The sequence below is a fragment of the Mucilaginibacter sp. PAMC 26640 genome, assembly GCA_001596135.1.
In the GTDB taxonomy this organism is placed as follows: Bacteria; Bacteroidota; Bacteroidia; order Sphingobacteriales; family Sphingobacteriaceae; genus Mucilaginibacter.
Genome location: CP014773.1, coordinates 238,547 through 253,643 on the forward strand (window position 1 = coordinate 238,547; position 15,097 = coordinate 253,643).

10 protein-coding genes are annotated in these 15,097 nt (G+C 39.7%); 8 read left to right on the plus strand and 2 right to left on the minus strand.

Annotated elements, in window-relative coordinates; all coding sequences use genetic code 11:
* Positions 1-250: 250 nt before the first annotated feature.
* Positions 251-1,132 carry a regulator gene (locus A0256_01110; protein ID AMR30113.1) on the minus strand — a complete coding sequence of 294 codons (882 nt, stop codon included), beginning with the start codon at positions 1,130-1,132 and terminating at the stop codon, positions 251-253.
* A 468-nt stretch (positions 1,133-1,600) separates the two neighbouring features.
* Between A0256_01110 and A0256_01115 the strand changes: the two genes are divergently transcribed.
* From A0256_01115 to A0256_01125, 3 genes are all read left to right on the plus strand, one after another.
* The gene (locus A0256_01115; GenBank protein ID AMR30114.1) at positions 1,601-4,765 is read left to right on the plus strand and encodes a hypothetical protein; all 3,165 of its coding nucleotides are present in this window, start codon (positions 1,601-1,603) and stop codon (positions 4,763-4,765) included.
* Positions 4,766-4,823: 58 nt separating this feature from the next.
* Complete coding sequence (locus tag A0256_01120) at positions 4,824-6,308, plus strand: hypothetical protein (GenBank protein ID AMR30115.1); 1,485 nt, start codon at positions 4,824-4,826, stop codon at positions 6,306-6,308.
* A gap of 580 nt (positions 6,309-6,888) precedes the next feature.
* Positions 6,889-8,751 (plus strand): glycoside hydrolase family 97, encoded by a 1,863-nt coding sequence (locus tag A0256_01125; GenBank protein ID AMR30116.1) that lies wholly within the window; start codon positions 6,889-6,891, stop codon positions 8,749-8,751.
* Positions 8,752-8,915: 164 nt separating this feature from the next.
* Here A0256_01125 and A0256_01130 read toward each other — a convergent pair whose 3' ends face one another.
* The gene (locus tag A0256_01130; GenBank protein AMR30117.1) at positions 8,916-9,380 is read right to left on the minus strand and encodes a two-component system response regulator; all 465 of its coding nucleotides are present in this window, start codon (positions 9,378-9,380) and stop codon (positions 8,916-8,918) included.
* On the opposite strand from A0256_01130, the gene A0256_01135 reads away from it, so the two are divergent.
* From A0256_01135 to A0256_01155, 5 genes are all read left to right on the plus strand, one after another.
* Complete coding sequence (locus A0256_01135; protein AMR30118.1) at positions 9,381-9,566, plus strand: hypothetical protein; 186 nt, start codon at positions 9,381-9,383, stop codon at positions 9,564-9,566.
* Positions 9,567-9,717: 151 nt separating this feature from the next.
* The gene (locus A0256_01140; protein ID AMR30119.1) at positions 9,718-10,512 is read left to right on the plus strand and encodes a hypothetical protein; all 795 of its coding nucleotides are present in this window, start codon (positions 9,718-9,720) and stop codon (positions 10,510-10,512) included.
* 8 nt (positions 10,513-10,520) lie between these two features.
* A complete protein-coding gene (locus A0256_01145) occupies positions 10,521-11,639 on the plus strand; it encodes a hypothetical protein (GenBank protein ID AMR30120.1) in 1,119 nt (372 codons plus the stop codon).
* Positions 11,640-11,682: 43 nt separating this feature from the next.
* Positions 11,683-13,830: a histidine kinase gene (locus tag A0256_01150; protein AMR30121.1), complete on the plus strand. Its 2,148-nt coding sequence runs from the start codon at positions 11,683-11,685 to the stop codon at positions 13,828-13,830.
* Between the two features lie 72 nt (positions 13,831-13,902).
* Positions 13,903-14,988 carry a hybrid sensor histidine kinase/response regulator gene (locus A0256_01155; GenBank protein AMR34387.1) on the plus strand — a complete coding sequence of 362 codons (1,086 nt, stop codon included), beginning with the start codon at positions 13,903-13,905 and terminating at the stop codon, positions 14,986-14,988.
* Positions 14,989-15,097: the final 109 nt, after the last annotated feature.

Here is a 15,097-nt window from a genome sequence, read left to right on the forward strand (position 1 = left end):
TCGACTCCGATATTCTCCACCCAAAATAGTAAGAAGGCTTTTAGAGTAAACTCTAGAAGCCTTTTTTTATAGATTAAGCCCAGCTACGATACCTCCGATCCTATTTAATAAGTATATGGCCGTTTATACGCGCACAATCTTTTAATATATAACCCAATTCCAGGGCAAGCTTGTACTGTTCTACTGTTTCCAATCATGAAGGATATGATTATGTCACTATACCAAATAGGTAAATTAAAACGTTGTTATATTAACTATTTGTATGATCTAATTGTAGTTGATATTGCCGGGGTGAAAACCCCGTTACCTTTTTAAATACTTTAGAAAAATAGAAAACATTATCGAAACCTGTATGCGTCGCAATTTGTGACAAAGTCATTTGGGTGGCCACCATTAGGTACTGCGCCCTTTCTATTCTCTTCTCATGTATGTAATTAATTGGTCGTTCTCCTGTGTATTGCTGGAATAACCGGGAAAAGTAATCCGTATGCTGATTGGCTCGTTCTGCAAGCAGTTTAACCGATAACTCATTCTTTAGGTTTAAGGATATGTAGCTGATTGCTTCCATGATCTTCATAGGAATATGACCAGATTCCTGTTGTTTGAAAATCCCGCTCGTGAAAAACCGTGAGATCAGTTGCAAAATAATTCCTTGCGTTTCAAGAAAGGTAGCCATGCTTTGCCGGTTATTAAGCTCTTGGTATTCTTTATAGAAAATGTCTTTTTCGTAAATTTTGGGATTGTCTGACCGGTTGATCCCCCTACCAGGATTAATAACCAATAAGCGGGCAAAATTTTTAACATCAACTTCCGTGGCTTTAACTTTCATCATTGACCTGTTACCCGCAAATAAAGAAATCCCATCTGGCGATTCTTCAAAGAATTGTATAAAGTATTGGCTCATGTGACTTAGGCAACAGAGATTGCATAAAGTAAAACTTGGTATAATATACAGATAGCCAGGCTCCAATTGCAATACCGTTTTAACATCGGAAATTTCTCCGGCACCTTCATCAATGTAGTAGATCCGGTAGTAAGGGCTAATTACATTTCGGTAGTTCCACTTTTCACCGAGCTTGACACGATCTACATTTAGCATGGAAAAAGTATGCCTTAAAACTCTTTTGTTCATTTGCTAATTAAAAATCAAACATCAGAAAATTAGGTGAATAATCATTATCAACCTACCCAAATGTCTGATTTGTATAAAAAGAAGTCTATTTAAGTGCTATTTTCAACAAGCTCCTTAAGTTAAATTTGTCTACCAATTCAGCAAACCATAGCCAATTTGTTTAGCTTTTGTAAATAACAAACCTTGGGCATTTATAAGTTAAAACTTGTGCAAGGCATACGTTAAAAGTTGCTGTTCTCTGGATGAGATGAGAAGACTAAGTTCAGAGGTCATTGTTAATAACCAACCAATTATTGTTAAACCTAAAAATTTGCTTATGATAAAATAACAACCAAAAATCTTCAAAGATCGAGAACGTGGTTCTAACATTCTCCTAACCAGTCCTCTACAGATATCTATGCCACCTTTTAAATAAGGTGCAGAGGGGGATTATTGTCTCATTTTTAACCAAATAAAACATCCTAGTATATGAGTTTTAATTTAAAAAAAAATATTTCCTGGCGCAAAATCCTAAAAAGATCATGTAGCCAGTTAATGCTCCTTATTTTCTTTACCAGCATTGCGTTATCCAGCAATGCATCTGTTACCTTAGTAGTAGTTACTGGTAAAGTTACTGATGAAAACGGGCAGGGGTTGCCCGGCGTAGTAGTGAAACTAAAAGGAACCAATACCGCGGCCAGTACCAATGCGCAAGGCGTCTTTTCTATTACCGCCCCAGATAACACCGGCACCCTTATATTTTCTTATACTGGCTATGGCAGCAGGGAGTATCGTTTAAACGGGCAAACAACCGTAAATATTCAGTTAAAGCCCGAAAATAAAAGCCTCAACGAGGTAGTGGTAGTAGGTTACGGCACACAAAAGAAAGTCGACCTTACTGGTTCTGTGGCCTCAGTAAGCGGGGCGGTGCTTAATCAAAGATCAACGTCAAACGCAGCTAACCTTTTATCCGGAACAGTAGCCGGTCTGGATGCGGTACAAGGCTCAGGACAACCAGGTAAAGACGCACCTAATCTTCAGATCCGCGGAATGGGTTCATTCGGGGCAGGTAGCGCGCCTTTGATATTAGTAGATGGAGTAATTGTAACCAACTTAAATTCCATTGCCGGAAATGATATCGAATCTGTAAGCGTATTGAAAGACGCTGCTTCTGCCTCTATTTATGGCAACCGGGCAGCAAACGGTGTAATACTAGTTACTACCAAGCGCGGCAAGCCTGGAACTACCACCATCAATTACAATACTGATCTTTCAATAAACCAAGCCATCAGCCTGCCAGATTTGATATGGAATTCGGCCGAGTATATGACTATGTATAATCAGGCGAGGGTCCATAATGGCACTAATAGTACACCTGTTTATACCCAAGCCCAAATAGATGCCTATAAAAATGCGCCGGCCAACAGCGCCCAGTATCCCAATTATAATTATATAGATCATTACATTAAAAACGCGTTTTCACAAAACCATCACGTAAGTATTAGTGGCGGAAATGAAAATACCACGTTTAACATAGCAGCCGGCTATTTGCAGCAGAATGGAACTGTAAAGGGTACCGCGAGTAAACGTTATAATTTATTATTAAGCCTGGATTCAAAGATTAATAAAACATTTAAAGTAGGTGGAACAGTAGCATTGAACAAACAGGATATTTCCGAACCTGTTCTGGGCAATGATCAACTGATACTCCTGATTTACGGATCTGGCCCAACATATGCACCATATTTAACGGATGGCAGCAACAGGATCGCCAAAACCGATTATTCCAATAACAACGCGGGCCATAACCGCAGTATTGAATATGTTTTAAACAGTGGTGGCAGGGTAACCAATAATTATGAGGTAAGAGCTCAAACATATCTGGAGGCTAATATAACTAAAGGACTTACCTGGTTAGTAAAAGGTGCCTATAATTATAACGATCAGTTTCTGAATGATAACCAATTTGCTCTAAATCAATACAGTTTTCAACCAGACGCTAGTGGCAATTATAGCGTAATAGATAACGGCAGCCCGACAAGCTTAGGCGTTTTTAATGGAGATACGCGCCAATTGTATGCAAATGCGTATTCCACTTTAAATTATAAAACCAGCATAGCAACTAATCATCATTTAAATTTTTTGGCGGGGGCCAGCGTTGAAACTTATACCCAACAATATTTATCCGGACAAAGAACCTCTTTCCCCAATAATCAATTAACGCAGCTTAATGCAGGTTCGGTAACAGGTCAGAGCCTTAGTGGCGACCAATACCAGTACGCATTGCAATCATTTTTTGGACAAATTAACTATGATTATAAAGGAAAATATTTACTTCAGTTAGATGGTCGCGATGACGGCACCTCCAGGATTTCTTCATCCAAGCGTTGGGGCTTCTTTCCGGCTGCCTCTATTGGCTGGCGCTTATCAGAAGAAGAGTTCATGAAACCGCTAACATGGCTTGATAATTTAAAAATACGCGCCTCTTATGGCAGATTGGGTAACCAGAATATTGGCTATTACCCATATCAGGCCTTACTAAATGTAACCCAGTACTCTTTTACAAGTTCCGGACCTGTTCAGGGGGTTAATCAGCAAAACCTAAACAATCCCGATATCGAGTGGGAAAAAACGGACAATACCGACATTGGCTTTGATTTAAGTATCAAACAAGGACTGTTTACCGCTACCGCCGATTATTACAACAAAAAAACATCTGGCATTTTGTTTACACCAAATGTGCTGGCAGCTGTTGGATTAAATGCACCGGTTACAAATGCAGGAACTGTACGGAACAGGGGTTTTGAACTTGATCTGGGTCACGCTAATCATATCGGAAATGACTTCAGATATTCGGTTAACGTAATATTTTCACTTAACCGGAACAAGATTCTATATCTGGCTAACGGAACACAGGATCAAGGTATGTATATGAACAAAGTTGGACTACCTTATGGCTCATTTTATATGTTAAAGTGGACGGGCATCTATAATTCGCAAGATGAGGTCAATAATTCACCCAAGGAGACTTTTGCCAGTCCAAAACCCGGCGATTTGAAATTTGAAGACACCAACGGTGACAATAAAATAGATGCTAATGACAGGCAAATTATTAAAGGTGCCTTTCCTGATTACACCTATTCATTCAGGGTTAATTTCGGTTATAAAAACTGGGACCTTAGTACTTTTTGGCAAGGAGTACAGGGGGTACAACACTATGTACAAGGCTGGGGTATTGACCCGTTCAGGCAGGGCGGAGCTCCGCCAACATTCTTCAGAAATGCCTGGACACCTGAAAATCATTCTCAAACGGTGCCTGCTATTTTCGATTACAATGGCAATTCAGGCTATGCACCTAATACAAGTCAAAATTCAACCTATTATTTAAAAGATGCTTCCTTTCTCCGCCTAAAAAATGTGCGCTTAACTTATCATTTAATGTCCGATCTGGCAAAAAGATTGTTTTTAAAAAATGCGTCAGTATTTATCTCCGCGGATAACCTTTTCACTTTCACAAAGTTTCCGGGCGATCCTGAGCGATTACAGACAGGGCCAGTTAGCCAGTCAGGATCAGGTGCATACGGAGCCACAAGCAATTATGCTGCCTATCCTCAGATACGCATGTTTACCGCAGGCTTGAATGTAACACTTTAATAAAAACATCATGAAAAAAATATTTAAACATCCAGTAGTATTGTTTCTTTTAGTCTCGATGATGGCTGTGTCATCTTGCAAAAAGGGATTTTTAGACACACAACCCCAGGACCAGATATCTACTGCTATTTTTTATAAAACTGCGGCCGACGCCCAACAAGGTTTAACAGGAGTTTATGCCTCCTTAAAAAAAGGCTTTAATGGTGCAGGCAAAGTTTATCAGGATTGCTTCACCGATAATGCCTATGCAAACTTTAATAATTATGATGCCAACAACATACAACTTGGAAACTATGCAACCACCAATGGTGCCGTAAATACCGTATGGAATGCCAATTATGCCGGTATAGCACAGTGTAATCTTTACCTAACCAATGTTACGCCTATAGCAATGGATGAGGCAACCAAGAACCAATACTTTGCAGAGGTGCGCTTTTTACGAGCGTTCTTTTATGCAAATTTGGTTAATCGCTTTGGTGATGTGATTTTGTATGACAAAGGCGCAACTCTTAGCCAGGCCACAGCTCCTGTAGCCAAAACTCCAAAAGCTCAGGTGTTAACTTTTATAAACAATGATTTAGACTTTGCTATTGCCAACCTCCCTGACGCTGCTTTTAATGGACACGTGGTGAAAGGCTCGGCCCTTGCGCTAAAAGCTAAGGTGGCGCTCTTCAACCAAGATTGGACCAATGCAGTTGCTTTAACTAATCAGGTTATTACCGGCGGGAAATTTAGCCTGTATGCCGATTATACAGGTCTGTTTTTTAGAAAAAACCAGGACAATAACCCCGAGATCATATTCTCTACCAATTATAAGGCGCCTAATGACCAGCAGGAAACAAATGGTTTAGATCTTGAAATTGGCTGGTGGCAAGCGATAGACCCCTTCCAGGAGATGGTAGATAGTTATGAAACTGCTGATGGAAAACTGATTACCGACCCTACTTCAGGGTATACAAGAGCTAAACAATATGTTAATCGTGATTCTCGCCTAAAAGCAAGTTTACGGGGATCTGATCAACCGTGGTACAACCCGGATGGGAGCCTGGTTACGCATGACGGTAATACTTCTAAAACCGGTTACCAAATGGTGAAATATATCGACTCTACATTATTTCCTATGGGATATAGCCATACAAATGACCGTGATGAAAATATTATCCACATTCGTTACGCGGATGTTTTATTGATGTATGCAGAGGCAAAAAATGAATTATCGGGCCCTGATCCTTCGATCTTCGCCGTATTAAATCAAATCAGGACAAGGGTAAAAATGCCTAATGTTGATCAGTCTATATATGGAAACCAAGCTGCACTAAGAGACTTTATCCGCCATGAACGAAGAATTGAACTGGCTTTTGAAGGCAATCGATACGACGATTTAATAAGGTGGCGAATTGCCGAACAGGTAATTCCAAAAGTAAAGCTTCCGGGGAATAGCCCTCCCCTCATCATTTTCGATCCTACCAAAAATTATCTCTTCCCAATTCCGCAAAATGATTTAACAATTGATCCATTATTAAAGCAGAACCCAGGTTACTAAGTCAATGTCGTCAAAATGCGCATTTAAATTCCAAATAAAACACCTGGAATTATAGCGCAATTCGTACGCTTAATCAACTATAACCAAGGCCTCACTTATTTAAAAAATTAAGTGAGGCCGTTTTAACAAAAGAATGAAAAGAAAAAAAGCCTTGTTTTTAATTCAATTTAAAAACTGAGAATTAAAAAGAAGCGTGGTTTTACAATTATTTCGAAAGATGCACATTAGGTAAAGAATTTAAGACGAGGCGTTTACCGAAGGACTTCAATTAGTAAAAATGAGATTTTTCTATTTACGTTTTAAATGATAGGTTTATGGTAAAAAAACACCTTAATAAAAGAAAAATAATCAATTGATTATTTCCGTTTCAAGATGCCAAATCTTTAAAAAGGTAGGTCTGCTTGGCACTTCACCAACTACGGGTAACTTTTAATAATCACAGCACAATAGCTCCTATTTCTGTTATAGGAATAAATGCTAAAACGGTTAAAACGAAATGTGGCTATGCAGCCACTTTTGCAACCAAATAATGAATGAAATATAATGTACCAGGATTTTAAAATTTTCAAATAAATTATTGATGAAGTATCTAAATTTTTTCGCTTTGTTTTTACTGTTAACTTCAGCAAAGTACGCCTATTGTCAAAAGCAATCAGTTGTATTTAGCAGCCCAAACAAACGATTAACACTAACTGTAAATACAGCCGACAAAAAATTAGCTTACGCTATTAAGTTAGGAAATACTACTATTATTAAATCGTCAGCTTTAGGTTTGGTAGTTGATAGTACCGACCTGGGCGATAATGCACGTATAACAGGAGCCGCAGTTTTAAGCAAGATCAATGAAGATTATGCTATTATTGGTAACCACACAGCAGCGCATAACCGTGCTAATGAGGCGGAGATACCTGTAACTACTTCGGGTAGAAAATTCAGCCTGATCGTTAGGGTTTATGATGATGGTGTGGCTATCCGTTATACGCTTCCGACCGACGCGAAACATATTAATAGCGAACATACTGCTTGGACCTTACCAGATAACATTGCTAAAATTGCCTGGGCCGATTACTCGCAAAGCTATGAAGGCCTAAATTACGTGACCCCTCTTGATCATGTTACCGAAGGAAAAACCATTATGGGGCCGATTACTTTTCAAACCAATGGTTACTATGTATCAATATCAGAAGCTGATTGCGAGAATTTTTCGGATATGGCATTTGTGCGTGCGGGCAATGTGCTGAGCGTAAATTATCCTTTCGCTCAATCAGGTTGGGAAATAAAACCTGGTACTGCTATTTTAAAAGGCACCTATAAAGGCAAGCCGGTTTCGCCATGGCGCACCACTTTGGTAGCCGGGTCGTTGAACCAGTTGGTGAATTCAGATCTTATAACCAACCTTTGCCCGCCGCCTGCAAAGGGTTCAGATTTTTCATGGGTTAAACCGGGACGTAGTTTATGGCAATGGTGGAGCGTTGGCGAGCCAAAACTGGATGATCAGAAAAAATGGTATGATGCAGCTGCTAAACTAAAATGGGAGTATTATTTGGTTGATGATGGTTGGCGCAATTGGAAACAGGACAATAAGGACCAATGGCAATTGTTAAAAGAAGTAATAGACTATGGCAAAACAGTAGGTGTAAAATCAATTGTTTGGGTTGATTCAAAGGAGTTTAGGAAAGCGCCCGAGCGCCAGGCCTATCTTCAAAAAATTAAGGCTTTGGGAGCATCGGGTATTAAAATAGATTTTATACCTGATGCCACAGCCGAAATTATGCAATGGTACGCTGAAACCCAACAAGAATGTGCCGACCTGCATTTGCTCCTCAACTTTCATGGCAGTGTAAAACCTACCGGCTTGCGGCGCACTTTTCCTAATGATATTACACGCGAAGCGATACGAGGGAACGAATACCATATGACCCGTTACAGCCGGGTTATGCCGCCACAGCATGATGTCACTGTGCCGTTTACCCGTTTATTGACGGGCCCGGCAGATTTTACATCAGTAATATTAAATCCTAAGGAATTGGCCAGCACAAAATTTACCTGGCCGCATGAGTTTGCACAAACAATTGTATACCTGTCGCCGATAACCCATTTTGCCGATCAATACCAGTTTTATTTGGATAGCCCCATTTTCGATTTGTTTCAGCAGATACCAACTACCTGGGACGAAACCCGCGTATTGAGCTGCACCAGCCTGGGCGATATAGCCGCTTTTGCCCGCCGCAAAGGCAATACCTGGTGGATTGGCGTAATGAATGGTGCCACCGAACAGGAAGTAAAAATACCACTTGACTTTTTAACCAGCCAAATTAAAGCCAGCTTAATTTATGATGGCGAAACAAATACTAGCGTTTACCGGAAAGAACAGATGGTAAGTAATAAGACTGTATTGACCATAAAGCTACGTCCAAGCGGTGGGTTTGTGGCTAGGATGTAACCTTTTTCGATATTTTATCAATACTAAGTTTGCCCAATGGTTGATTGATCCTTACAAAACGCAATCAAACGGCGTTTAATTTCTGGCCTGCCCAATCTTTTGGACCTGATGGTACAATAGTATCCATCGTATTGCTGTGAAACTAAATTAATGGCTAACTGAAATCAGGAAAGGAGCCTTTGCCTCAACAAAAATTCCAATTGATCATTAGATTCTTCCAGCTTTTCGTTAGTGTCTTTTAGTTCTGCCTTTTCAACGTATTTAAGGTAGGCTGCGTTAATACTGTTGTCCAGTTCCTCTTCATTCCATGGTTTTGCCAGGTAATGGAATATTTTCCCTTTGTTAACCGCATCAATCACGGCGGTCATGTCAGAAAATCCAGTTAGCAGTATGCGCATAGGATCCGGAAATTCCTTTACAACCTTTTCTAAAAATTCTACACCTGTCATCTCTGGCATACGTTGGTCGGTAATAATAACGTCGATCTCATTATTTGCCAGTATTTTAAGCGCTTCGTCTCCACTTAATGCAGTCAATACATGATGTTTAATCCGGAAGGTAGCTTTGAATGAAAAAAGGTTATTCGCTTCATCATCCACATAAAGCACATTTATTTTCTTTTTATTCATATGGAATTATTCATGATTTCTCCTGTAAAGTTAATCATTAGATATTGTTTTACGCCATTTTCTAGCGCTGCAACAAGTGCTGATATGGTAGTTTTCGATGCAGAACAGCCACTATGCCCGGCGGTTGCTGACGAAAAAGAATTGTTGAGGTATTTTGGGCTCAAGATGGAATACATTTATTCATAAGCTTTGATAGCAAAGTTTTATAGTAAGACTATAATAAGTTTTAAAAAAAACGGATCTATAGTTGATATAAGCTCATTTTTTTAATTATAAAGAATTGGGGCCATCTTATTCGGTAACTTTGACATTATAATATTTCAGAGAATTTTCATCAATGACAGGAGTTGTAGGGGGACAAGGACCGGAAGTGAGGATAAGAGCGTTCAGAGCTATCGAAGAACCGGAAACTTGTGAATTATTTATCAAGGGGCATACCGAGGTATTAACCAGCATAGGAGTAACAAAGGTTACATCATCTAAAAACGGATGGGCACAAAATCCAAATGCATTTGTCATCATCGTGGAATCGATGGATAAAAGACAAGTTTTTGGCGGCGGCAGGCTTCATGTAGCCGGGGGAACGGAGGCATTGCCCATTGAGCAGGCCACCGGGTCGCTGGACCAGGGCATTCACGAATTGGTTGCAAATCACGCTCGTTATGGCACCGGAGAAATATGCGGGTTGTGGAATTCGCAAACGCTGGCCGGATATGGGATTGGAACTCCACTGCTCATACGCACACTGATAGCAATATCATCTCAACTAGGTATCCGTTCGCTCTTTGCATTGTGTGCCCCGTATACCGTAAAACCTGTTTTTAATTGTGGAATGAGGCTCATTGAAAGCATCGGTAATAAAGGAACCTTTTACTATCCAAAAATGGATTTGATTGCTACTGCTATGATCTTAAAAGATATTTCTGATTTAAGTGAAGCCGATATAGATGATCACGACCTGATCTCAAAATTAAGATTGGCCCCCAACGGCGTAAAGCTTGCGGAATCAAAAAAAAGAGAAATAAGCATTGATTTTAAAGTTCAAATCCCTAAACTTGATCATTGGGATTTAGCGCACGCCATCCAATCAACCGTTTTAATGGAGCATAGTTTTGGCAGTGTAGCTAAATAGAGTTAATTATGGAGATCTTAAAAGACTATTTAAAGGAATTTAGTGACGCGAAACTGGTATATCAACCTACTATACTCAGGATAACTAAGGATCAGGATAAATCAATCTTTACCAGATTGTTTGAAACGTCGCAGGTTGCTTTTGTTTGCGATGAAATGTATGGTCAGCTGCAGGAATTGGTAAAGTGCAGAAACCCCGCTATAACGATTGAGGATGCGGATTATGCCGGGCTTATTGACCGACATTTGAACGGCAAAGATATACAGGAATATGGGGTATGGGTATATTACCCATGGAACCGCAGGTTGGTACACTTGTTAGATGAAGACGAATTTATTGAAGTACGCACTAACAGAAACAGAAATAAGATAACAACTGCTGAACAAAATACGCTCAAAACAAAGAAAATAGGGATTGTAGGATTGTCAGTTGGCCATTCTATTGCGCTAACAATTGCAATGGAAAGAATCTGTGGCGAGTTGCGGTTAGCAGATTTTGACACTGCCGAGCTCAGCAATCTGAATCGGATCAGGACAGGAACACAACACCTCGGGCTTAATAAAACTGTTATTGCTGCTAGAGAGATCCTGGAAATAGATCCTTTTTTGACGGTAAAGATCTTTAGCGACGGTTTGCATGATGGCAATATGAATGCCTTTTTCCTGGATGGCGGGAGGCTGGATTTATTTGTTGAGGTTTGTGATGGCCTGGACGTGAAAATTGGAAGCCGTTTTAAAGCCCGTGAGCTTAAAATACCGGTAGTTATGGATACAAACGACCGTGGCATGTTAGACATCGAGCGCTTCGACCTGGAGCCTGATAGACCCATTCTGCATGGCCTGGCCGATGGGCTTGATCCCGACAGTATTAAGAATCTTACAAATCAGCAGAAAATTCCTTATATCCTGAGAATGGTTGGCGCCGACACCATGTCGGCCAAGTTAAAGCTGTCAATGCTCGAGGTTAAAAAAACGATCAATACCTGGCCACAATTAGCATCTTCTGTAACCTTAGGAGGAGCCGCCACTACTGATATTAGCCGCCGTATCTTATTGGATCAATTTCACGATTCAGGAAGATACTATGTAGATCTGGATGAAATCATTAAGGATAAGTCGTCCAATTAGTTGTCGCGAAACTTCATATTTCTGAGCGCCTAAACCCACTGCTATGACAAAAATTTGCTTTTGCCTTTTATTTCTCCAACTTATTTGCCTAACCAGCACGTTTGCTCAGCAGACCATTGTGTTTAAAGGCGAAAATCAAGTTATCGGAAAAAGTGTTTATGTGCTTGAAGATAATACCGGTACGCTCGACTTCAATTCGGTGCTCAAATCATCCAAATTTATAAAGTCGACAATGCAGGTTCCTAATTTGCAACTCAGCAAATCGGTTTTTTGGCTCCGTTTTACCATTAATAATAAAAGCACTGCAAAACAATTGCTACTAAGCCTGGGGTACCCTACTTTGGATATCTGCGAATTTTATTACCCTTTGCACAACACGTTTGGTGTTACCGCATTAAGCGACCAGAATGCTTTTAAGCAAAGAAAGTATAAGCACCAGGACTTTATTTTCGATGCGATCATCCCAAAGGACAGTACATCAACATTTTACCTCAAAGTAAGGAGTGACGAACAAATGGTTTTACCATTGGAATTAGGTACTCCCCAGCATATTGCAGAAACAAAGCTTACAAGAGATTTGCTTTGGGGACTGCTGGTCGGCGTATTATTAGTCATGATACTTTATAATGCTTTTATCTTTATTTCGACGAAGGATTTAAGTTACCTGTACTATGTGCTTTACGCTTTTTTTATTGCACTCACCCAAACTTCCTTATCAGGGTACACCTATCGTTTTATTTTTCCGGACGCTCCAGCGCTATTTAATATGGGCACCATCATTTTTAACGCATTAGGTGGAATCTGCTTTTCTTTATTCGCGCAGTCGTTTTTAGGGATCAAAGAGCGAATGCCCAAAATGGTCAAAGTCTTTAATTTTATCATTTTTCTATACTCCGCCACTATCATCGTCAGACTACTTGGACATGCATTAATTAGCTACCGAATGACTGATTTGACAGCCTTAGTTGTAACAGTTAGCGTTTATATCGTCATCATAAAACTATCGCTTAGCGGGTACAGACCTGCAAAGTTTTTTTTACTGGCCTGGACCATGTTTTTTACTGGTGTAGTGTTATTTGTAATGCGCAATTTGGGCATACTGCCTTATAATATGTATACCAATTACACTATGCCAATAGGTGCAGCTTTGGAAGTGATGCTATTATCGTTCGCTCTTGCCGATAGGATAAATATTTTCAAAGCCGAAAAAGCAAAAGCCCAGGCCGAGATTCTCCGCGTACTTCAAGAGAACGAGCAGATCGTCCGGGAGCAAAATACGGTGTTGGAGTTAAAAGTAAAAGAACGAACGATGGCTTTAATTAATGCCAACGGAGAGCTGAACAGCACGCTCGAAGATCTTAGGCAAACGCAAGCACAATTGGTTGAAGCCGAAAAAATGGCCTCACTTGGCCAGCTGACAGCGGGCATTGCGCACGAGATCAATAATCCTATAAATTTTGTCACTTCAAATGTCAGCCCTTTAAAAAGAGACATCGAAATGATGTTTAACGCACTGGCAGAAATCGAATCGGTTGGATTATCGGATTTTTCAACCACTGAAAAAGCAAAGAAAATCCAACAGTACAAAGACGACGTTGAATTTGACTACCTTAATACCGAGATCATCCACTTGATTGAGGGGATCAGCGAAGGTGCCAATAGAACAGCCGAAATTGTTAAAGGTCTGCGTTTTTTTTCCCGATTGGATGAAGGCGATTTGAAAAGCGCTGATATTAACGAAGGCCTGGACGCTACAGTTTTCCTGGTTAAACACCTGTTAAATAACAAAATTGAAATAATTAAGGAATATGGAGATTTACCAAAGATTGAATGCTATCCCGGAAAATTGAATCAAGCATTTTTAAATATCATTACTAATGCTATTTATGCTGTTCAAAAAAGATTTGGAAACAATGAAGGTGGCAAGATAACCATTATAACAAAATCTGATAAAAGTAATATATTGCTAACCATAAAAGATAATGGCACAGGGATGGATGCGAAAACACAAGCGAAGGTTTTTGAGCCATTTTTTACAACAAAAGATGTTGGGGAAGGCACCGGGCTGGGCATGTCTATCGTGTATAATATTATAAAAAAACACAACGGGGCAATAAGTGTTTCTAGTTCAATAGGTGATGGCGCTGCGTTTAGTATAAAAATTCCTATATTTCAGCAACAGCAGCAATAGCCTTAAAAATTGTAAATCTTATTTTGATTGTATGCAATCGTAAATTGTAATATCGCTTTTAATTTAACAGACGTGCCGGAAAAAATAACTATCCTTTACCTGGATGATGAGCATAATAACCTTGTCGGCTTCAAAGCATCTTTCCGGATGGATTACCGGATTTTAACGGCGGTCAACGTGCCGGAAGCGTTGAAACTGTTGGAGGCCAACCCTGAAATCAGCATCATTTTTTGTGATCAACGCATGCCGGGCATAACTGGTATCGACTTTTTTGAAGAAATAATTATAAAGTACCCGCTTCCTGTGCGTATTATGATTACTGCTTTTACTGATGTTGAAGAAATTATCGATGCGATCAACAAGGGTAATATATTCAGGTTTGTAAAAAAACCATGGAATGAAGCCGAGATACGCGGGGCAATCTCTGAGGCTAGCAAATTCTACCTGGCTAACTCAATGCTTTCTATAAAAAACCAGGAATTAGAGCGTGCCTATGCTGAATTGAATAAGTTCGCCTATAGTGTCAGCCATGATATCAGAGGGCCATTATCAGGGATTTTAGGAGCAATCAATCTCGCCCATGAGATTGACGATATAGCGGAGATTAGAAACATGATGTCGCTGATGAAAAAGTCTGTGAATAAAATGGATGCTTATGTTCTTAGCATGCATGACTATTATCGTTTGCAAAGAGGGGAATTAAAAATATCAGAAATTGATTTCAATATAATAGCGGGTGAATTAAAAGCGATCTTCAACGTAATTGCCCAAACAAATAGTGTAGCATTTAATATCACAACACATATTAGCGAGGTGTTTAGAAGCGACAAGATGCTTTTGTTACTAATTTTAAACAACCTGCTATCCAACGCTTTTAAGTATCAAAACCGAAACAGTAATAATAAATCCGTTGAGGTGATGATAGAGGTTAAGCATAGTACAGCCAAAATTTGCATTAAAGACACGGGAGTAGGCATTATTTCCAGCCATATTGAAGAGATATTTAAACTTTTCTATAGATCCAAATCAGTGGAGGTAGGATCTGGCTTGGGTTTGTACAACGTTAAAAGCGCGTTAACCAAACTAAATGGGCAAATAGAGGTAGATTCTGTTCTTGGCGAGGGCTCTACTTTTATGGTTACAATACCATCAATCTGAATAGGAATTATACCCCGTTAATTATTTCGCCTTATTAAGTTCAGCCTATGTAAACTGGCAGTCTCAGCAGCGCAAAAGACGGTTTGTTATGTACAGTTTTTTCTCATTA